Genomic DNA, 19,599 nt, shown 5'->3' with positions numbered 1-19,599 from the left:
CCGAACGGCTCCCTCTCCCCCCGGGAGAGGGCTGGGGTGAGGGGGCTCTGCACGAACGCAAAAAAAAGACCGGCCCTGGGGCCGGTCGAGGGTGACACCGAAGTAGGAGAGATCAACCGCGCTTGAGCACCAACGTCAGGATGTCGTAGCTGGCCACCAGCTCGCCGAGCTGGTTGGTGACTTCCACGTCCCAGGCGACCACGCCTTGCGGCTCGCCCTTGGGGCTCTTCTTGCCCTGGTCGATCTTGCGCTTGCAGGTCAGGCGGGCCTGGATGGTGTCGCCGATGCCCACCGGGTTGATGAAGCGCAGGGTGTCCAGGCCGTAGTTGGCCAGCACCGGGCCGACGCCGGGGGAGACGAACAGGCCGGCGGCCGCCGAGAGCACGAAGTAGCCGTGGGCGATGCGCTTGCCGAACTGCGAGTCCTTGGCCGCCAGCTCGTCGAAGTGCATGTAGAAGTGGTCGCCCGACAGGCAGCCGAAGTTGACTAGGTCGGCCTCGGTGACGGTGCGCCGGTGGGTCAGCAGGGATTCGCCGATCTTCAGCTCGTCGAAGTAGCGGCGGAACGGGTGCACGTCGGTCTCGTAGACCTTGGCGCCGCGCACGTATTCGCCGGTGACCGCCATCAGCATGGTCGGCGAGCCCTGTACCGCGGTGCGCTGCAGGTAGTGCTTGACCGCGCGCACGCCGCCCAGCTCCTCGCCGCCGCCGGCGCGGCCCGGGCCGCCGTGCTTGAGCACCGGCAGCGGCGAGCCGTGGCCGGTGGATTCGGCCGCCGACTCGCGGTCGAGGATGTGCAGGCGGCCGTGCAGGGCGCCCATCACCGGAACCACCTTGGCCGCGACCTGTGGATCACGGGTGATCAGGCTGGCCACCAGGCTGCCCTTGCCGCGCGCGGCCAGGGCGATGGCTTCGTCGAGGTCGTCGTAGGCCATCAGGGTGCTGACCGGGCCGAAGGCCTCGATGTCGTGGGCGCCGCCTTCGGCATGCGGGTCGCGGCTGCGCAGCAGGGTGGGGGCGAAGAACGCGCCTTCGCTCACGCCTTCGCCGCGCGGGGCGAAGCCGTCCTTCGCGCCGAAGACCAGCTCGCTGGATTTCAGCAGCGCTTCCACGCGCTCGGCCACGTCGGCCTGCTGGGCGTGGGAGGCGAGGGCGCCCATCTTCACGCCTTCCACCGACGGGTCGCCGACCACGACTTTGGCCAGGCGCTCGCGCAGGCGCTCGGCCACGGCGTCGATGTGCCTGGCCGGGACGATGGCGCGGCGGATGGCGGTGCATTTCTGCCCGGCCTTGACGGTCATCTCGCGGGCCACTTCCTTGACGAAGAGGTCGAATTCCTCGTCGTCCGGGGTGACGTCCGGGGCCAGGATGGCGCAGTTCAGCGAGTCGGCCTCGGCGTTGAAGGGCACCGAGTTGCGGATCAGGTTGGGGTTCACCCGCAGCTTGGCGGCGGTGTCGGCGGAGCCGGTGAAGGTGACGATGTCCTGGCCCTGCAGGCGGTCGAGCAGGTCGCCGGTGCCGCCGATGATCAGCTGCAGGCTGCCGGCCGGCAGCAGGCCGGATTCGTGCATCAGGCGCACGGCCGCTTCGGTCACGTAGCTGGTGGCGGTGGCCGGCTTGACGATGCAGGGCATGCCCGCCAGGAAGCTGGGCGCGAACTTTTCCAGCATGCCCCAGATGGGGAAGTTGAAGGCGTTGATGTGTACGGCGATGCCGCCGCGCGGCACCAGGATGTGGCTGCCGGCGAACTTGCCGGTCTTGCCCAGGGGCATGGCGGGGCCTTCGTGGACCACGTTGCCGGAGGGCAGCTCGCGGCCGCCGACGCCGGCGTAGGCGAACAGGGTGCCGGCGCCGCCCTCGATGTCGATCCAGCTGTCGGCGCGGGTGGCGCCGGTGTGGCGGGAAATCTCGTAGAGCTGTTCCTTGCGCTCGGTCAGGTACAGGGCCAGGGCCTTCAGGCGCTGGGCGCGCTGCTGGAAGTCCATGGCCATGAGTGCGGCCAGGCCGCTCTGGCGGGCGTGGGCCACGGCTTCGGCGAAGTCCGGGGCCTCTTCGTGGGTACGCGCCACGAGCTGGCCGTTCAGTGCGCTACGCAGCGCCTGGGCGCCATGCTGGCCGATCCAGCGGCCGCCGATGAAACTCTGCAGGGTGGGCTCTTGGGCCATCACTCTATCCTCCAAAAGGTACGCAAGGGTTCCGGCCGCGGCCGGTGACCGCCGTAGCCGGGTGGGCTGCGGCGGCGCGTTGGAACGGTGGCGGGAAAAGGCCGCCGGATCAGGGACGCCAGGGGCCTTTTGGGCCCGGGGCGGTGAAACCTGGCTCTTTGTAGGAGCGGGCCCTGCCCGCGATTCGCGCGCAGGGCGCGCTCCTACATGGAGACCGCGTAGGATGGGTTGAGCGAAGCGATACCCATCATCGTGGCCTACGAAGAGCAGTCAGAGCTGGTCGAAATCGAGGACCACCTTGTCGCTCAGCGGGAAGGCCTGGCAGCTGAGCACGTAGCCGGCCGCCACTTCGTAGTCTTCCAGGGCGAAGTTGCTGTCCATCTCCACTTCGCCTTCGATCACCTTGCACTTGCAGGTGGAGCACACGCCGGCCTTGCAGGAGTAGGGCAGCTCGGCACCCTGGGCGTTGCCGGCGTCGAGCACGCTGACGCTGTTGCGCGCCAGTTCGAAGGAGAGTTCGCGGCCGTCGCTGATCACCGTGACCTGGCTCTTGCCGCTGTCGCTCGCGGCGGCGGCCTGGCGGGCTTCGCGCTTGCTCTCGCTGCCGGCGGCGGCGAACAGTTCGAAGTGGATGCGCTCGGCCGGCATGCCGTTGGCCTTGAGCTGGTCGCGCACGGTCTCGGTCATCGCCTGCGGGCCGCAGATGAAGGCGGCGTCGAGGTGCTTCACGTCCAGCCAGCGGCTGAACAGCTGGCCGCACTTGTCGGCGTCGATGCGGCCGTTGTAGAGGTCCACGTCCTGCTGTTCGCGGCTGAACACGAAGATCAGGTTGAGGCGCTGCAGGTAGCGGTTCTTCAGGTCTTCCAGCTGTTCGCGGAACATCGCGGCGTTGCTGGAGCGGTTGCCGTAGAGCACGGTGACGCGGCTGTGCGGCTCGCTTTCCAGGGTGGTCTTGACGATCGACAGGATCGGCGTGATGCCGCTGCCGGCGGCCACCGCCAGATAGTTGCCGTGGCGCGCCGCATCCAGCTGCACGTTGAAGTGGCCGGCCGGCGGCATCACTTCCAGGCTGGCGCCGGCCTTCAGCGCCTCGTTGGCGTAGGCCGAGAAGCGCCCGCCGGGCACGCGCTTGATCGCCACGCGCAGCTCGCCGTCGTTGACGCCGCTGCAGATGGAGTAGGAGCGGCGCACTTCCTCGCCGTCCAGCTGGGCGCGCACCACCAGGTGCTGGCCCTGCTCGAAGCGGAAGCTGTCCTGCAGGTCCTGGGGGACGTCGAAGGCGATGGACACGGCGTCGCGGGTCTCCGGGCGCACTTCGCGGATCTTCAGGCTGTGGAATTTGCTCATTGTTCTTCTCCGGCGGCGAGGCCGCTCAGATGCACTTGAAATAGTCGAAGGGTTCGCGGCAATCGAGGCAGCGGTACAGCGCCTTGCAGGCCGTGGAGCCGAACTGGCTGAGCTGCTCGGTGTGCAGGCTGCCGCACTGCGGGCAGCGCACTTCCGGTGTCTCGCCGAGCAGGCTGCGCTTGCTGGTGCTGCCGGCCGGCGGGGCGATGCCGTATTCGCGCAGCGCCTGGCGGCCGGCGTCGCTGATCCAGTCGGTGGTCCAGGCCGGGTCCAGGCGGCGTTCCAGCTGCGGCGCTGCGAAGCCGGCGTGTTCCAGGGCCTGCTGGATGTCCTGCTCGATGACCTCGGTGGCCGGGCAGCCGGAGTAGGTGGGGGTGACCACCACGTGCAGGTGCCCGCCGTACCAGTCCAGGCCGCGGACGATGCCGAGGTCGACCACGCTGACCACCGGCACTTCCGGGTCCATCACCTGGCCCAGCACGTGCCAGGCGCGGCTGAGGTCGTCGGCGGAGCCTGCGCGCGCGCCGCGGTCGCTGGCGATCAGCTCACCAGGTCGCATCGGGGTAGGCCCGCTGGAGGAACTGCATCTCGGCCAGGAGGATGCCCAGGTGCTCGGTGTGCAGGCCGCGGCGGCCGCTGAGGTAGAAGTGCACCGCGGGCTCGGGCAGCGGCAGGGTGGCGCTGGCGAAGATGTCGGCGACCTTGGCGCGCCAGGCGGCGGCCAGCTCTTCCGGGTTGGGCGCCACGCCCTCGGCGAACAGGCGCTGTTCCACCTCATCCGCGTTGGTCATCTCGACGGTGAAGCGCCATACCTGCGGAATCGCCGCCAGCATGCGCGCGTGGCTTTCCTCGGTGCCGTCGCCCAGGCGCTCGATCCACTCGCCGGAGCGGCGCAGGTGGTAGGTGACTTCCTTCAGGCCCTTGGCGGCGATGGCGGCGATGCGCGCGTCGCTGGAATCGCTGAGGGCGCGCAGCACGTGGAAGTGCCAGGCGTCGTAGAGGAACTGCTTGGCCATGGTCACGGCGAAGTCGCCGTTGGGCTGCTCGACCAGCAGCAGGTTGCGGAAGGCGCGCTCGTCGCGGCGGAAGGCCAGGTGGTCGGCGTCGCGGCCGTCGTCCAGCAGCTCGGCTGCGTACTCGTACCAGTTGCGCGCCTGGCCGACCAGGTCGAGGCCGACGTTCATCAGCGCCAGCTCTTCTTCCAGGGCCGGGGCGCGGCCGCACCATTCGCACAGGCGCTGGCCCTGGACCAGGGCGCTGTCGGCGAGGCGCAGCAGGTATTCGATCTTGTCGTTATGCGGGTTCATGCACGCGATCTCACATGTGGCCGACTTCGGGCGGCAGCTTGTAGAAGCTGGCGTGGCGGTAGACCTTGTCCTGCGCCGGGTCGAACAGCGGGTCCTTCTCGTCGGGCGAGGAGGCGGTGATCAGCGCCGAGGGCACCACCCACAGGCTCACGCCTTCGTTGCGGCGGGTGTACAGCTCGCGGGCGTTCTCGATGGCCATCGCGGCGTCGGCGGCATGCACGCTGCCGACGTGCTTGTGGTTGAGGCCGTGCTTGCTGCGCACGAAGACTTCAAAAAGGGTCCATTCGCTCATGGTGTTCTCCTCGCGGCTCAGGCGGCGTCGCGTTTGCGTTGTTGTTTTTTACGGGCATGGGCGACCGCGGCTTCGCGGACCCAGGCGCCGCTCTCGATGGCGTTGCGGCGGGTGGCGACGCGCTCGGCGTTGCACGGGCCGTTGCCCTTGAGCACTTCGTAGAATTCTTCCCACTGGATTTCGCCGAAGTCGTAGTGGCCGCGTTCCTCGTTCCACTTCAGGTGCGGGTCGGGGGCGGTGCAGCCGAGCAGTTCCAGCTGCGGCACGGTCTGGTCGACGAAGCGCTGGCGCAGCTCGTCGTTGCTCTGCCGCTTGATCTTCCAGGCCATGGACTGGGCGCTGTTGGGCGAGTGCTCGTCGCTGGGGCCGAACATCATCAGTGCCGGCCACCAGAGGCGGTCGATGGCGTCCTGGACCATGTCCTTCTGCGCCTGGGTGCCGTGGCGCATCATGGTCAGGAGGATTTCGTAGCCCTGGCGCTGGTGGAAGCTCTCTTCCTTGCAGATGCGGATCATCGCGCGCGAATAGGGGCCGTAGGAGGTGCGCTGCAGCACCACCTGGTTGACGATGGCGGCGCCGTCCACCAGCCAGCCCACCGCGCCCATGTCGGCCCAGTTTAGCGTCGGGTAGTTGAAGATGCTGGAGTACTTGGCGCGACCGGCGTGCAGCTTGGCGACTTCCTCGTCGCGGTCGGCGCCGAGGGTTTCCATGGCGCTGTACAGGTACAGGCCGTGGCCGGCTTCGTCCTGGATCTTCGCCATCAGCTGCAGCTTGCGCTTGAGCGTCGGCGCGCGGGTGACCCAGTTGCCCTCCGGCAGCATGCCGACGATTTCCGAGTGGGCGTGCTGGGAAATCTGCCGGATCAGGGTCTGGCGGTAGGCGTCGGGCATCCAGTTCTTCGCCTCGATCTTGATCTCGGCGTCGATCTTCTCCTGGAAGGCACGCTCCTCGGGGGACATGTCCTCGAGCGACTTGACGCGCTTTACGCCAGTCTCGACCAGTTGTGCATACATGCTGTGTCTCCAGCCTTTGTTCTGTTGTGGGGAGGCCTTGGCCATGGCGCTATTTTTAAATGATACAGAAAGCAATGTCTAACACTAAATAGTGTGTCGTATGTGTTTTTTGTATCGCTTTGGGGGTAGACGGGGGTGGAACGTTGGGCGCCAGTGGAAGGCTTGTAGTGACTGGTTGCTGGAATTTGCGGCTATCTGGCGGTGAACGTGATGATAGAGGAGGGCCTGGATCTGGCGGGTGGTCGCGGCTCCGGCGCGATACCGGAGTGATGAATGGAGGGGTTAAAGCGATACGTAAAATTCGGCTCAGGTTGGAATGTGTGTTTTCGATGGCGCCCGCCGGGGCGGGCGCCGGTATCGGTTCAAGCGTCGACGATCATCTGGAAGCCGCCGAAGATCATGCGCTGGCCGTCGAAGGGCATGGACTGGAAGTTGTCCTTCAGGCGTGGGTCTTCCATGACCTTCTTCATTCCGGCGTCGCGTACCTCGCGGGACGGCCAGGTGATCCAGGAGAACACCACGGCCTCGTCGTCCTTGCGTTTCACGGCCATGGGGAAGGAGGTCAGCTTGCCTTCGGGGACGTCGTCGCCCCAGCACTCGACCACGCTGAGCGCGCCGTACTCCTTGAAGACCACCGCCGCCTTGCGGGCCAGCTCGGTGTAGGCCTCGCGGTTGGCAGTGGGGACGGGGACGATGAAGCCGTCGATGTAGTTCATGGTGGGGCTCCCTTTGCTGTTTGAGGGGGAGGTGGGTCTCCCGTGGGGGTCGATTGCTAGTCGTTCAGGGTGGGGGAGTATCGACAGGGGTGTGGCGGAAGGTGATGGGCGGTCGGGGGCTGGGTTTGAGAGCGCCCTCTCCCTAACCCTCTCCCTGAAGGGAGAGGGGACTGTCCTCTGCCTGCTGAAGCATCCGAGTACTCCTGCGGTTCCCGGCTGACGCTTGACTTCCCGTCCACGCCGGACGGCTCCCTCTCCCTTCAGGGAGAGGGCTGGGGAGAGGGAGCGGAGGTCCGCTTGACGATGAAGCCAAGCCTTACCTCTCAATGCCGACTGGCCACCGCCGCCCCAATCCCCGTCATCGACCGGATGAACTGCCCCAGGTACCGCCCACGCTCCGCTTCCGCCCGCGCCGAGCGGTCGCTCACCGAGAACCCCCAGGCCGCCAGGAAGGCCGCGCTCATGGAGAACAGCGCCGGGTTGCTGTAGGGGAACACCGCTTCGGCGTTGCCCAACACCGCCACCCACACCGGCGGGCCGAGCACCAGCAGGGCGATGGCGGTGAGCAGGCCGGCCAGGCTGCCGGCCACCGCGCCGCGGGTGGTCAGGCCGCGCCAGAACATCGAGAGGAACAGCACCGGGAAGTTCACCGAGGCGGCGATGGCCAGCACCAGGCCGGAGAGGAAGGCGATGTTCTGCGACTCGAAGAGCACGCCGAGGATCACCGCCAGCACGCCGATGCCCAGGGTGGCCAGGCGCGACACGCGCATTTCCTCGGCCTCGCTGGCCTGGCCCTTGCGCAGCACGCAGGCGTAGAGGTCGTGGGACACCGCCGAGGCCGCCGACAGCGCCAGGCCCGCTACCACCGCGAGGATGGTGGCGAAGGTCACCGCGCAGATGAAGCCGAGGAACAGGTTGCCGCCCACCGCCTGGGCCAGGTGCACGGCGACCATGTTGCCGCCGCCGATCAGCGCGCCCTCGGCGGTGCGGAAGGCCGGGTTGTTGCCGACCATGACGATGGCGCCGAAGCCTACGGCGATCAGCAGCAGGTAGAAGTAGCCGATGAAGCCGGTGGCGTAGAACACGCTCTTGCGCGCCTCGCGGGCGTCGCTGACGGTGAAGAAGCGCATCAGGATGTGCGGCAGGCCGGCGGTGCCGAACATCATGCCCAGGGCCAGGGAGATGGCGTCCACCGGGTTCGCCAGCAGGCCGCCCGGCGCCATGATCGCCATGCCCTTGGCGTGCACTTCGCTGGCCGCGGCGAACATCGCCTCGCTGCTGAAGCCGAAGTGGCGCAGCACCATGAAGGCCATGAAGCTGGTGCCCGAGAGCAGCAGCACGGCCTTGATGATCTGCACCCAGGTGGTGGCCAGCATGCCGCCGAAGGTCACGTAGCAGACCATCAGCGCGCCCACCACCAGCACCGCCTGCAGGTAGCTCAGGCCGAACAGCAGTTCGATCAGCTTGCCGGCGCCGACCATCTGCGCCACCAGGTACAGCAGCGCCACGATCAGCGTGCCGAAGGCCGCGGTGATGCGGATCGGCGCCTGCTCCAGGCGGTAGGCGACCACGTCGGCGAAGGTGTACTTGCCCAGGTTGCGCAGGCGCTCGGCGATCAGGAACAGGATGATCGGCCAGCCGGCGAGCACGCCCAGGGCGTAGAGCAGGCCGTCGTAGCCGCTGGCGAACATCATCGCCGAGATACCCAGGAAGGACGCCGCGGAGATCATGTCGCCGGCGATCGCCAGGCCGTTCTGCATGCCGGTGAGGCCGCCGCCGGCGGTGTAGAAGTCCGCCGCCGAGCGGGTGCGCAGGGCGGCCCAGCGGGTGATGGCCAGGGTGGACAGGACGAAGGCCAGGAACAGGCCGATGGCGTGCCAGTTCAGCGGGCGTTCGGCGCCGGCGGCCAGGGCCGGCTCGGACAGCGCCAGGCCGGCGAGCAGGAACAGGGCCTTCATGCCTGGGCCTCCTGCTTGAGCCGGTCGTTCAGCGGGTCCAGCACCTTGTTGGTCTGGTGCACGTAGAGGCCGGTGAGCAGCACCGAGAGCAGGATCAGGCCGACGCCGGCGAGCATGCCGACGCTGGTCACCCCGCCGGCGAGCGGGCGGCCCAGCAGGCCGGGGGCGAAGGCCACCAGCAGGACGAAGCCGTAGTAGGCCAGCAGCAGGGTGGCGGTAAGGGACCAGGTGAGGCGTTGCTTGCGGCGGACGAGCAGGAGGAAGTCCGGGTGTTCCCGGAGGCGTTCCAGGGGCAGGGTCATGGCGCGCTCTCTGTTGTTGTGAGGTTGTCGAGGCGGTTTGTGTGATACGTAAATATATTGTTTGTTTGTAATTACGTATCGGAATTGATTGTCGCTCAGCGGGCGTGGGGCGGGGAGGGTGGTGCGGGCGAAGTTCGTGTCGGGATGTTGCCGGGAGAGGGCTTTTCGTAGGAGCGAACCGCCCAGCGCAAGAGCGTTCGCGAGCAAGCTCGCTCCTACAGGGTGTGGGGTCGCGTGCCAACGAGAAACTCCCCGCCGCAGCCCCGTAGGATGGGTTGAGCTTGCGATACCCATCGGGCCATGGTGATGGGTATCGCTTCGCTCAACCCATCCTACGAAAAGCATCACGGCGCAATCGCCGGCAGGGCACCGCGTGCAAACGAAAAACCCCGCCTCGGCGGGGTTTTCGTGGCGCGGGGCGATCAGCCCTGGTTGCGTTTGTCGAACACGTGGCAGGCCTTGCCTTCGGAGCGCTTGAGGCTGTGGAACGGCTGGATCAGGATGCGCGCGCTGATGCCGATGTGCGTCTTCACCTGCTTGCTCAGCTCGTTGGCCACCTGTTTCTGCTGCTCGGCGTCCAGGTGCTGCAGTTCGTGTTTGAGCTCGACGTGCACGTCCATGCTGTCCATGTTGCCGTTGCGATACAGGTGGATTTCGTAGACTTCGGCCAACTGTTTCACTTTAAGCACCTGCTCTTCGATCTGCGTGGGGAACACGTTCACCCCGCGGATGATCAGCATGTCGTCGCTGCGCCCGGTGATCTTGTCGATGCGCCGCATCGGCCGCGCGGTGCCCGGCAGCAGGCGGGTGAGGTCGCGGGTGCGGTAGCGGATCATCGGCAGCGCTTCCTTGGACAGCGAGGTGAACACCAGCTCGCCGTATTCGCCGTCGGGCAGCACCGCGCCGGTGGCCGGGTCGATGATCTCCGGGTAGAAGTGGTCTTCCCAGACGGTCGGGCCGTCCTTGGTCTCGGCGCATTCCATGGCCACACCCGGGCCCATGATCTCGGACAGCCCGTAGATGTCCAGGGCGGTGATGCCCAGGCGCTCTTCCACGGCTCGGCGCAGTTCGGCGGTCCACGGCTCGGCGCCGAAGATGCCCAGGCGCAGCTTGAGGCTGTGCGGGTCGATGCCCTGGCGCTCGATCTCGTCGGCCAGGTTGAGCATGTAGGACGGGGTGACCATGATGATGTCCGGCTGGAAGTCGCGGATCAGCTGGACCTGCTTCTCGGTCTGGCCGCCGGACATCGGGATCACCGTGCAACCCAGGCGCTCGGCGCCGTAGTGGGCGCCCAGGCCGCCGGTGAACAGGCCATAGCCGTAGGACACGTGGACCTTGTCGCCCTTGCGCCCGCCGGCGGCGCGGATCGAGCGCGCCACCACGTTGGCCCAGGTGTCGATGTCGTTCTGCGTGTAGCCGACCACGGTGGGCTTGCCGGTGGTGCCGCTGGAGGCGTGCAGGCGCACGATCTCGCTCTGCGGCACGGCGAACATGCCGTAGGGGTAGTTGTCGCGCAGGTCGTTCTTGCCGGTGAAGGGGAACTTCGCCAGGTCGTCGAGGGATTTCAGGTCGTCGGGGTGCACGCCGGCTTCGGCGAAGCGCTGGCGGTACAGTGGGACGTTGTCGTAGGCGTGCTTCAGGCTCCAGCGCAGACGGTCCAACTGGTGCTGGCGCAGTTCATCGACGCTGGCGGTCTCCAGCGGGTCGAGCAGGGCGCGTTCGGCATCATGGTACATATTCATGGGTTCACTCGATTTGTTCTTGTACGCCAGCCCGCGTGCGGGCTGCGAGTGTCATGGGGGGAGGATACGCCCCCCGCGGAATCCGGTCTTTGCGCTTCTGGCCAGGGTCTTTGGCGTCCCTGCCAGAGTTACTGCGGCAGGCGCTCGATGACCATGGCGATGCCCTGGCCGACGCCGATGCACATGGTGCACAGGGCGTAGCGGCCGCCGCGCTCTTCCAGTTCGTGCAGCGCGGTGGTGACCAGGCGCGCGCCGCTCATGCCCAGCGGGTGGCCCAGGGCGATGGCGCCGCCGTTGGGGTTGACCCGCGCGTCGTCGTCGGCCAGGCCCAGTTCGCGCAGCACGGCCAGGCCCTGGGCGGCGAAGGCTTCGTTGAGTTCGATCACGTCCATGTCGTTGAGGCTCAGGCCGGTCAGCTCCAGCACCTTGCGCGTCGCCGGCACCGGGCCGATGCCCATGATCCGCGGCTCGACGCCGGCCACCGCCATGCCGACCACCCGGCCGCGGGCCTTCAGGCCGTGGCGCTGGGCCGCCTGCGGGCTGGCCAGCAGCAGCGCGCAGGCGCCGTCGTTGACCCCCGAGGCGTTGCCGGCGGTGACGCTGCCGCCTTCGCGGAACGGCGTGCCGAGCCTGGCCAACTGTTCCAGGGTGGTGTCGCCGCGCGGGTGCTCGTCATGCTCGACCACCTTGGCCGGGCCTTTGCGCTGGGGAATTTCCACCGGGACGATTTCCTTCGCCAGGCGGCCGCGGGCCTGGGCGGCGGCGGCCTTGTGCTGGCTGCGCAGGGCGAAGGCGTCCTGGTCGGCGCGGGAGATGTCGAACTGTTCGGCGACGTTCTCCGCGGTTTCCGGCATGGAGTCGATGCCGAACTGCGCCTTCATCAGCTTGTTGACGAAGCGCCAGCCGATGGTGGTGTCGAAGATCTCTGCCGTGCGGCCGAAGGCCTGCTCGGACTTGCCCATGACGAAGGGCGCGCGGGACATGGATTCCACGCCGCCGGCGAGCATCAGCCCGGCCTCGCCGCAGCGCAGGGCGCGGGCGGCGTTGCCGATGGCGTCCAGGCCCGAGCCGCACAGGCGGTTGATGGTGGTGCCCGGCACTTCCTGGGGCAGACCGGCCAGCAGCGAGGCCATGTGCGCGACGTTGCGGTTGTCCTCGCCGGCCTGGTTGGCGCAGCCGAGGATGACGTCGTCGATGGCGCTCCAGTCCAGCTGCGGGTGGCGCTGCACCAGGGCCTTGAGCGGGATGGCGGCGAGGTCGTCGGCGCGCACGCTGCTGAGGGCGCCGGCGTAGCGGCCGATGGGCGTGCGCACGGCGTCGATGATCAGGGCGTCGCTGAGGGTGGCGTTGGTCATTCGGGGGTCTCCTGCGTCAGCACGGTGCCGCGCACTTTGTAGGATTTGCCGTGGAACAGGGCGATCAGCTGTCCGTGCTGGTTTTCGATGCGCACGTCGTAGTTGCCGGTGCGGCCGCTGCGGCTCTGCTCGCTGGCCGTGGCGGTCAGTTCGTCGCCCAGGCGCGCCGGGGCCACGTAGTCGATGCTGCAGCCGATGGCCACGGTGGCTTCGTCATAGCTGTTGCAGGCGAAGGCGAAGGCCGAGTCGGCCAGGGCGAAGAGGAAGCCGCCGTGGCAGGTGCCGTGGCCCTGGATCATGTCCTCGCGCACCGGCATGCGCAGTTGCGCGCTGCCGGGGCCGGCGTCGAGCAGGGCGATGCCCAGGCGCTGGGTGGCCTGGTCGCGGCTGAACATGGCGTCGGCGCAGGCGCGGGCCAGTCGTTCGGGGGTGCGTTCAGTCATACAGGCGGCTCCCTTCGGCGTGCTTGCGGCGCAGCAGCAGGGACGGGCGGTAGCGTTCCTCGCCGTAGCTGCGTTGCAGGTTGTCCAGAGTGCGCAGCACGTAGCCGACGCCGATGGCTTCGGCCCAGGCCAGCGGGCCGCGCGGGTAGTTGACGCCGGCGCGCATGGCCAGGTCGATGTCGGCGGCCGAGCCCACGCCTTGCAGCACGGCGTCTGCCGCTTCGTTGGCGAGCATGGCCACGGTGCGCAGCACGGCCAGGCCGGGCAGGTCGGCCAGGGCGGTGACCTTCAGGCCGGCGCGGCGCAGCAGGGCCACGGCCTGGTCGCGGGCTTCGGCGCTGGTGTCGGCGGACCAGCCGATGGCGATGCGCGAGGCCTTGGCGTAGTCCAGCGCCAGGTCGAACAGCACCAGGTTGCGCAGGCCGTCGTCCTTGGCGCGCAGGCTGGCCAGGCGGCCGTCGGAGAGCGCCAGCACCGCGTCGCCGACGCGCAGCAGGCCGCTGCCGGCGCGCTCGATCACTTGCACGCCGGCATCCTTCAGGCGCTGCACCAGCGGCTGGGCCACGCCCAGGTCGCCTTCGACCACGCAGCAGGCCACTTCGGCGATGCTGTCCAGCTCGGCCGCCTGCGGGCGCTCGGCGCCTTCGGCATAGTCGTAGAAGCCACGGCCGCTCTTGCGGCCCAGGCGGCCGGCGTCCACCAGCTCCTTCTGGATCAGCGAGGGCTGGAAGCGGAAGTCGCCGTAGTAGGCGGCGAATACCGAGCAGGTCACCGCGTAGTTGACGTCGTGGCCGATCAGGTCGGTCAGCTCGAAGGCGCCCATGCGGAAGCCGCCGGCATCGCGCAGCAGGGCGTCGAGGCTGGCGCAGTCGGCGGCGCCTTCCTGCAGCAGGCGCAGGCTTTCGGCGTAGAACGGGCGGGCCACGCGGTTGACGATGAAGCCGGGGGTGGAGCGGGTATGCACCGGCTGCTTGCCCCAGTGCTTCGCGGTGGCGTGCAGGGCCTTGGCCAGTTCCGGGCAGGTCGCAAGGCCCGAGACGATTTCCACCAGGGCCATCAGCGGCGCCGGGTTGAAGAAGTGCATGCCGATCACCCGCTCGGGGTGCTTGAGGCCGGCGGCGAGGCTGGTGATGGACAGCGAGGAGGTGTTGCTGGCGAGGATGCAGTCGGCCGCGCACAGCGCTTCCAGCTGGTTCAGCAGGCCGCGCTTGACCTCCAGGTTCTCGACGATGGCCTCGATTACCAGGCGCGCATCGGCCAGGGCCTCGATGGCTTCCACCGGTTGCAGGCGAGCGACTATGGCGCTGCGCTGCTCGGCGTCGAGCTTGCCTTTCTCGACCAGGCGGCCGAGCTGGCGGTCGATGCCGTCGATGGCCTGGGCGGCGGCGCCCGGGCGGTTGTCGTAGAGCTTCACCGGGTGGCCGGCCTGGGCCGCCACCTGGGCGATGCCGGCGCCCATGGCGCCGGCGCCGATCACCGCGACCTGGGCATTGATATCCAGTGCGTGCATGTCAGCGGCCCTTGAAGCTGGGGGTGCGTTTTTCCATGAAGGCGCCGACGCCTTCGCGGTAGTCCTCGCTGCGCCCGGCCAGGCGCTGCAGGTCGCGCTCCAGCTCCAGCTGCTCGTCGAAGCTGTTGTTCAGGCTGGCGTTGAGGCTGCGCTTGATCAGCGCCAGGCCGTAGGTCGGCTGGGTGGCCAGGTGGCGGGCCAGCTTGAGGGCTTCCTCGCGCAGGTTGGCATCGTCCACCACCTGGTAGATCAGGCCCCATTGCTCGGCCTGCTCGGCGGACAGGCGGTTGCCCAGCAGGGCCAGGGCCTTGGCGCGGGCCAGGCCGACCAGCCGCGGCAGCGTCCAGGTGCCGCCGGAATCGGGGATCAGGCCAATCTTGCAGAAGGCCTGGATGAAGCTGGCCGAACGCGCCGCCAGGACCAGGTCGCAGGCCAGCGGGATGTTCGCCCCGGCGCCGGCGGCCACGCCGTTGACCGCGCAGATGACCGGCAGCGGCAGGTCGCGCAGGGTGCGGATCAGCGGGTTGTAGAACTTCTCGATGGACTCGCCCAGGTCGGGCATCTCGGCGCCCGGGGCGACATTGCGGTCGGACAGGTCCTGCCCGGCGCAGAAGCCGCGGCCTTCGCCGGTCAGCAACAGCACGCGGGCCTCTTCGCTCTGGCGCACCTGCTTGAGCGCTTCGCGCACCTCGCCGTGCATCCTGGCGTTGAAGCTGTTCAGCTGCTCCGGGCGGTTCAGGCTGAGGAGGGCGACGCCGTCCTCGATGGAAAACAGGATGTGCTCGAAGGTCATGGGCGGGCTCGCTCCATCAATCGGTATATAGAAAGGAAGAGGCTTCAGCGGCCGAGGAAGCGCGCCGGGCGTTTTTCCTGGAAGGCGCGGATGCCTTCCTCGCGGTCGGCGGTGCCGGCCAGCAGGGTGAAGGCGTGGCGCTCGAAGCGCAGGCCGCTGGCCAGGTCCGTGTCCTGGGCCTTGAGCAGCGCTTCCTTGGCCATGCGCACGGCCAGCGGCGCCTTGCGCGCGATGACGCGGGCGACCTGCAAGGCACGCTCGACGGTGAATTCGGGTTGGGTGACTTCGCTGACCAGGCCGGCGCGCAGGGCGTGGCGGGCGTCGATGGCCTCGCCGGTGAGGACCATCTGCATGGCCAGGGACTTGCCCACCGCGCGCAGCAGGCGCTGGGTGCCGCCGGCGCCGGGGATGATGCCGAGGTTGATTTCCGGCTGGCCGAAGCGGGCGTCCTCGCCGGCGATGAGGATGTCGGCGTGCATCGCCAGTTCGCAGCCGCCGCCCAGGGCGAAGCCGTTGACCGCGGCGATCAGCGGCTTGGCGAAGGCGGTGATGCGCTGCCAGTGGGCTACGCGCGGGTCGTCGAGGATGCCGACCAGGTCGCGCTCGGCCATCTCCTTGATGTCGGCGCCGGCGGCGAAGGCCTTGCGGCTGCCGGTGATGACCACCACGCGGGTCTCGGCGTCGCGCTCGGCGGCGTCCAGTTCCGCGGCCAGTTCGCCCAGCAGTTCGGTGTTCAGGGCGTTGAGCGCCTCGGGGCGCTGCAGGGTGATCAGGCGGACGCCGTCCTCGGGCGCCTGCACGGCGAGGGTACGAGGCATGTAAAGCTCCTCAGGCTGCACGCACGGCCTGAGGCCGGCTCATTGGAATTGTTATGCGGGCCCGTCGCGCCTCTTTGGGTGCGGACGGGCCCTGGCTGGCATCCAGTATATGCCTTAAGTGATACAAAACAACAATAACAAAATTGATTTATGTGTCTCGTATGTCGAGCGAGCTGCCAGGTTCGGGCTTCCGCAAGGGGCTGCGAAGCCCGTTGGGCAAGGGCTGAGAGCTATAGGGTTTGCGGCTTGGCAGGCGTGCCGGTGGTCGCTCGGGAAAGCGATACAGCATCGGGCGCATTGACGATCGGATTTGTTGTGATACAAGATTTTCCAAACAACGAATCACGACGGGTCGCTTTCCCGTCCCGCCTTGCCGGCGCCCCTGGCGCCGCCGTGCACAAGGAGCCACCCCGATGCCGTCCGTCGCCTGCGCGCTGGAACCCTTCGCCGAAGCTGGATGCCCGTTCAGGGTGCAGCGCCACCTCGAACTGCCCGAAGAGGAGGCCTGAGATGCCCTGCTACAGCCTTGAAGGTCTGACCCCGGTGGTCGACCCGACCGCCTATGTCCACCCCACGGCGGTGCTGATCGGCGACGTCATCGTCGGCCCCGGCTGCTACGTGGGGCCGCTGACGGCGCTGCGCGGCGACTTCGGGCGGATCATCCTGGAGGAGGGCGCCAACCTGCAGGACACCTGCGTCATGCATGGCTTCCCGGACAGCGACACGGTGGTCGAGCGCAACGGCCACATCGGCCATGGCGCGGTGCTGCACGGCTGCCGCATCGGCGCCGACGCCCTGGTGGGGATGAACGCGGTGGTGATGGACAAGGCGCACATCGGCGAGCGCTGCATCGTCGCCGCCACCGCCTTCGTCAAGGCCGGTTTCGAATGCCCGCCGCAGAGCCTGGTGATGGGCTCGCCGGCCACGGTCAAGCGCGAGCTGAGCGAGCAGGAAATCGCCTGGAAGCAGCGCGGCACCGCCGAATACCAGCAATTGAGCAAGCGCTGCCTGGCCAGCTTGGTGGAATGCCAGCCGCTGGCCGCGGTGGAGGCCGGCCGCCCGCGCCTGGGCGATTCCGGGTTCCGCCCGAAGGGGCAGGGCGCATGAGCTTCATTGGGGTTCGCTCCAATGGCCAGGCGGCCCGGCGGGCAGGTATAGTCGGCGCTTTATCCGCGCCCGACCGAGCCATGAGCAGTCTCGCCCCGCTGAACCAACTGATCGCCCGCTTCCAGGAACAGACGCCGATCCGCGCCAGTTCGCTGATCATCACCCTTTATGGCGACGCCATCGAACCCCATGGCGGCACCGTCTGGCTGGGCAGCCTGATCGGCCTGCTGGAGCCCATGGGGATCAACGAGCGGCTGATCCGCACTTCGATCTTCCGCCTGACCAAGGAAGGCTGGCTGACCGCCGAGAAGGTCGGCCGGCGCAGCTACTACAGCCTCACCGGCACCGGCCGGCGGCGTTTCGAGAAGGCCTTCAAGCGCGTGTACAGCCCCGGCCTGCCGGCCTGGGACGGCGCCTGGACGCTGGTGCTGCTGTCGCAACTGGCGGCGGACAAGCGCAAGCAGGTGCGCGAGGAGCTGGAATGGCAGGGCTTCGGCGCCATCGCCCCGAGCGTGCTGGCCTGCCCGCGCTGCGACCGCGCCGACCTCACCGCGACCCTGCTGGACCTGGACGCGCTGGACGACAGCATCGTCTTCGAGACCCACGCCCAGGAGGTGCTCGCCTCCAAGGCCATGCGCCTGCAGGTGCGCGAGAGCTGGAAGATCGACGAACTGGGCCAGCACTACAGCGAATTCATCCGCCTGTTCCGCCCGTTGTGGCAGGCGCTGCGCGAGCCGGGCGAGCCGGATGCCCAGGACTGTTTCCTGGCGCGCACCCTGCTGATCCACGAATATCGCAAATTGCTACTGCGCGACCCGCAACTGCCGGACGAACTGCTCCCCGGCGACTGGGAAGGGCGCGCGGCGCGGCAGCTGTGCCGCAACCTCTACCGCCTGGTGTACGCCAGGGCCGAGGTGTGGCTGAACAGCGCCCTGGAGACCGCCGACGGCCCCTTGCCGGATGCCGGCGAGAGCTTCTACCGGCGCTTCGGAGGATTGAACTGAGCCAGGCTGGCTCGAAACATGCTTCACAAGCGCCGGACCGAGGCGGCGCTGCGGGACCACCGGCCGGACGGCCGGACCATGACGGGCGCCTGCCTGAGCGTCCGCTGATAAAAACAATGCGTGCATGAGGCTTTAGGTCATGAACCCTTCATCGATTTCCAGGGATGAGGCTTTCGAAGCGTGGTTGTGCCAGGTCAACCAGGCGTGCGGGCGTTTCGACGCGCGCACCCTGGGGCCGTCCTTCCACGGGAAGCTGCGGGAGTACCAGGGCGGTGCCATCAAGCTCAGCGTGGTCGACATGTCCCAGGTGCACCTGTACCGCACCAGCAAGGAGGTCAGCGCCAGCGGCAACGGCCACTTCTACGCGGTGTTCCAGCTCGACGGGCGCTCGCGCCTGGAGCAGGACGGCAGCCGCGTGCAGCTGGCGCGCGGCGACATCACCCTGGTGGACGCCAACCGCCCCTGCGACATGACCTACGAGGAAGACTCGCGGCAGCTGTCGCTGATCCTCCCGCGCCAGGTGCTGGAGCGCGGCCTGCGCTTCTCCGGCATCGACTGCGCGCGGCGCATCCCGGCCAGCTCGCCGGTGGCGGTGCTGGCCAACACCCTGATCCTCGAAACCACCCGCCAGAACGGCCTGGGCATGCAGGAAAGCGAGGCCACCCTCGACGCCCTGGTCAGCCTGCTGCGCCCGGCGCTGGCCGGCGCGGAAGCCGAGGGCGACAGCCATGAAAGGCTGTTCCGCAAGGCGCTGGCCTTCATCGACGAGCACATCGGCGCCGAGGAACTCTGCCCGGAACTGATCGCCCGCGAAGTGGGGGTATCGGTGCGCGGCCTGTACCGCATGTTCGCCAAGAAGGGCCTGGTGGTGGCGCAGTACATCAAGAACCGCCGCCTGGACTTCTGCGCCGAATCCCTGCGCAACGCGGCGGGCGAGCAGAAGCTGTCGGCGCTGGGGTATGCCTGGGGGTTCTCGGATTCCAGCTACTTCTCCACGGCGTTCAAGTCGCGCTTCGGGGTTTCGCCGGGGGAGTATCGGAAGCGGTATGTGCATTGATATAAGAGCCGCTGGAGGCTGGAAGCTGGAAGCAAGAGCGCCAAGAGCACCTCTCTGAAGGGAGAGAGGCAGCTTCGTAGGGCGAATAACCGTTCGCGGTTATCCGCCGTCGGCCAGAACGCCACCCCGGCTGCAAGCTGCAAGCAAGAGCGTGAAGAGCCCCTCTCCCCAACCCTCTCCCGCAAGCGGGAGAGGGGGCTGTCCGTGCCGAGAGGAGAAATGGTTTCAGCTGGAGTCCGCGGTGCTAGCCAGGCCGGCTGCGCGCACCTGCTTTTCGTAGGAGCGAGCTTGCTCGCGAACGGGGGCTCCCTGTGGCACTGGCATATCAGGTCGACTCCGCTCCCTCTCCCCAGCCCTCTCCCTGAAGGGAGAGGGGGCTTGTCCGTGCCGAGAGGGGGCCTGGTTCCAGACGGCAATCCCTGTGCTAGCCGGCTAACTCCAGAACATCCAACCCTGCCCAACGGTCCCCTCTCCCTTCAGGGAGAGGGTTAGGGAGAGGGTGCTCTTGGGGCCGGCACCATAGCCTCCCAGCCCCGTAGGATGGGTTGAGCGAAGCGATACCCATCGCCCCCACCGCATGGGTTTCGCAAACGAAAAGCCACGAAAGCCCCTCGGCGCAGCCGGCGAGACGGTTGACCCCACCGCTCTTGCTTCCAGCTTCCAGCCTCCAG

At 68.1% G+C, this 19,599-nt stretch carries 18 protein-coding genes; 3 read left to right on the top strand and 15 right to left on the bottom strand.

The window, feature by feature from the left end; all coding sequences use genetic code 11:
• Positions 1-112: 112 nt before the first annotated feature.
• From paaZ to paaF, 15 genes are all read right to left on the bottom strand, one after another.
• A complete protein-coding gene (gene paaZ, locus PcP3B5_RS16635; RefSeq protein WP_061561908.1) occupies positions 113-2,164 on the bottom strand; it encodes a phenylacetic acid degradation bifunctional protein PaaZ in 2,052 nt (683 codons plus the stop codon).
• 270 nt (positions 2,165-2,434) lie between these two features.
• Entirely contained in the window at positions 2,435-3,511 is a 1,077-nt protein-coding gene (gene paaE, locus PcP3B5_RS16630; protein WP_061561907.1) for a 1,2-phenylacetyl-CoA epoxidase subunit PaaE, read from the bottom strand.
• Positions 3,512-3,536: 25 nt separating this feature from the next.
• The gene (paaD, locus tag PcP3B5_RS16625; protein WP_061561906.1) at positions 3,537-4,070 is read right to left on the bottom strand and encodes a 1,2-phenylacetyl-CoA epoxidase subunit PaaD; all 534 of its coding nucleotides are present in this window, start codon (positions 4,068-4,070) and stop codon (positions 3,537-3,539) included.
• Positions 4,057-4,818 (bottom strand): 1,2-phenylacetyl-CoA epoxidase subunit PaaC, encoded by a 762-nt coding sequence (gene paaC / locus PcP3B5_RS16620; RefSeq protein WP_061561905.1) that lies wholly within the window; start codon positions 4,816-4,818, stop codon positions 4,057-4,059. The genes paaD and paaC overlap by 14 nt, the downstream gene beginning before the upstream one ends.
• 10 nt (positions 4,819-4,828) lie before the next feature.
• Entirely contained in the window at positions 4,829-5,110 is a 282-nt protein-coding gene (gene paaB / locus PcP3B5_RS16615; RefSeq protein WP_061561904.1) for a 1,2-phenylacetyl-CoA epoxidase subunit PaaB, read from the bottom strand.
• Between the two features lie 17 nt (positions 5,111-5,127).
• Positions 5,128-6,123, bottom strand: a complete 996-nt coding sequence (paaA, locus tag PcP3B5_RS16610) for a 1,2-phenylacetyl-CoA epoxidase subunit PaaA (protein WP_061561903.1) — start codon at positions 6,121-6,123, stop codon at positions 5,128-5,130.
• Between the two features lie 362 nt (positions 6,124-6,485).
• Complete coding sequence (locus tag PcP3B5_RS16605) at positions 6,486-6,839, bottom strand: DUF1428 domain-containing protein (protein ID WP_061561902.1); 354 nt, start codon at positions 6,837-6,839, stop codon at positions 6,486-6,488.
• Between the two features lie 323 nt (positions 6,840-7,162).
• Positions 7,163-8,797 (bottom strand): cation acetate symporter, encoded by a 1,635-nt coding sequence (locus PcP3B5_RS16600; protein ID WP_061561901.1) that lies wholly within the window; start codon positions 8,795-8,797, stop codon positions 7,163-7,165.
• Positions 8,794-9,099 carry a DUF485 domain-containing protein gene (locus PcP3B5_RS16595; RefSeq protein ID WP_043271749.1) on the bottom strand — a complete coding sequence of 102 codons (306 nt, stop codon included), beginning with the start codon at positions 9,097-9,099 and terminating at the stop codon, positions 8,794-8,796. Before PcP3B5_RS16595 ends, PcP3B5_RS16600 begins: the two co-directional genes overlap by 4 nt.
• Before the next feature lie 422 nt (positions 9,100-9,521).
• Positions 9,522-10,841, bottom strand: coding sequence for a phenylacetate--CoA ligase PaaK (gene paaK, locus PcP3B5_RS16590; RefSeq protein WP_061561900.1), 1,320 nt, complete (start codon positions 10,839-10,841; stop codon positions 9,522-9,524).
• Between the two features lie 128 nt (positions 10,842-10,969).
• Positions 10,970-12,196, bottom strand: a complete 1,227-nt coding sequence (gene pcaF, locus PcP3B5_RS16585) for a 3-oxoadipyl-CoA thiolase (RefSeq protein ID WP_061561899.1) — start codon at positions 12,194-12,196, stop codon at positions 10,970-10,972.
• A complete protein-coding gene (gene paaI / locus PcP3B5_RS16580) occupies positions 12,193-12,639 on the bottom strand; it encodes a hydroxyphenylacetyl-CoA thioesterase PaaI (protein ID WP_061561898.1) in 447 nt (148 codons plus the stop codon). Before paaI ends, pcaF begins: the two co-directional genes overlap by 4 nt.
• A complete protein-coding gene (gene paaH / locus PcP3B5_RS16575; RefSeq protein ID WP_061561897.1) occupies positions 12,632-14,149 on the bottom strand; it encodes a 3-hydroxyacyl-CoA dehydrogenase PaaH in 1,518 nt (505 codons plus the stop codon). The genes paaI and paaH overlap by 8 nt, the downstream gene beginning before the upstream one ends.
• Position 14,150: 1 nt before the next feature.
• Positions 14,151-14,942: a 2-(1,2-epoxy-1,2-dihydrophenyl)acetyl-CoA isomerase PaaG gene (gene paaG, locus PcP3B5_RS16570; protein ID WP_009622460.1), complete on the bottom strand. Its 792-nt coding sequence runs from the start codon at positions 14,940-14,942 to the stop codon at positions 14,151-14,153.
• Between the two features lie 44 nt (positions 14,943-14,986).
• Positions 14,987-15,760: a 2,3-dehydroadipyl-CoA hydratase PaaF gene (paaF, locus tag PcP3B5_RS16565; protein ID WP_009622458.1), complete on the bottom strand. Its 774-nt coding sequence runs from the start codon at positions 15,758-15,760 to the stop codon at positions 14,987-14,989.
• A gap of 510 nt (positions 15,761-16,270) precedes the next feature.
• Between paaF and paaY the strand changes: the two genes are divergently transcribed.
• The 3 genes from paaY (at position 16,271) to feaR (ending at position 18,928) form a co-directional block, all read left to right on the top strand.
• Entirely contained in the window at positions 16,271-16,867 is a 597-nt protein-coding gene (gene paaY / locus PcP3B5_RS16560) for a phenylacetic acid degradation protein PaaY (protein WP_061561896.1), read from the top strand.
• 80 nt (positions 16,868-16,947) lie between these two features.
• Positions 16,948-17,871, top strand: coding sequence for a phenylacetic acid degradation operon negative regulatory protein PaaX (gene paaX / locus PcP3B5_RS16555; protein ID WP_061561895.1), 924 nt, complete (start codon positions 16,948-16,950; stop codon positions 17,869-17,871).
• 139 nt (positions 17,872-18,010) lie between these two features.
• Positions 18,011-18,928, top strand: coding sequence for a transcriptional regulator FeaR (gene feaR / locus PcP3B5_RS16550; protein WP_061561894.1), 918 nt, complete (start codon positions 18,011-18,013; stop codon positions 18,926-18,928).
• Positions 18,929-19,599 lie beyond the last annotated feature (671 nt).

The sequence above is a fragment of the Pseudomonas citronellolis genome (genome assembly GCF_001586155.1).
GTDB classification, from domain to species: domain Bacteria; phylum Pseudomonadota; class Gammaproteobacteria; order Pseudomonadales; family Pseudomonadaceae; genus Pseudomonas; species Pseudomonas citronellolis.
Note: the sequence above shows the minus strand (reverse complement) of the source record. Positions and strands in the feature narration are given on the sequence as shown.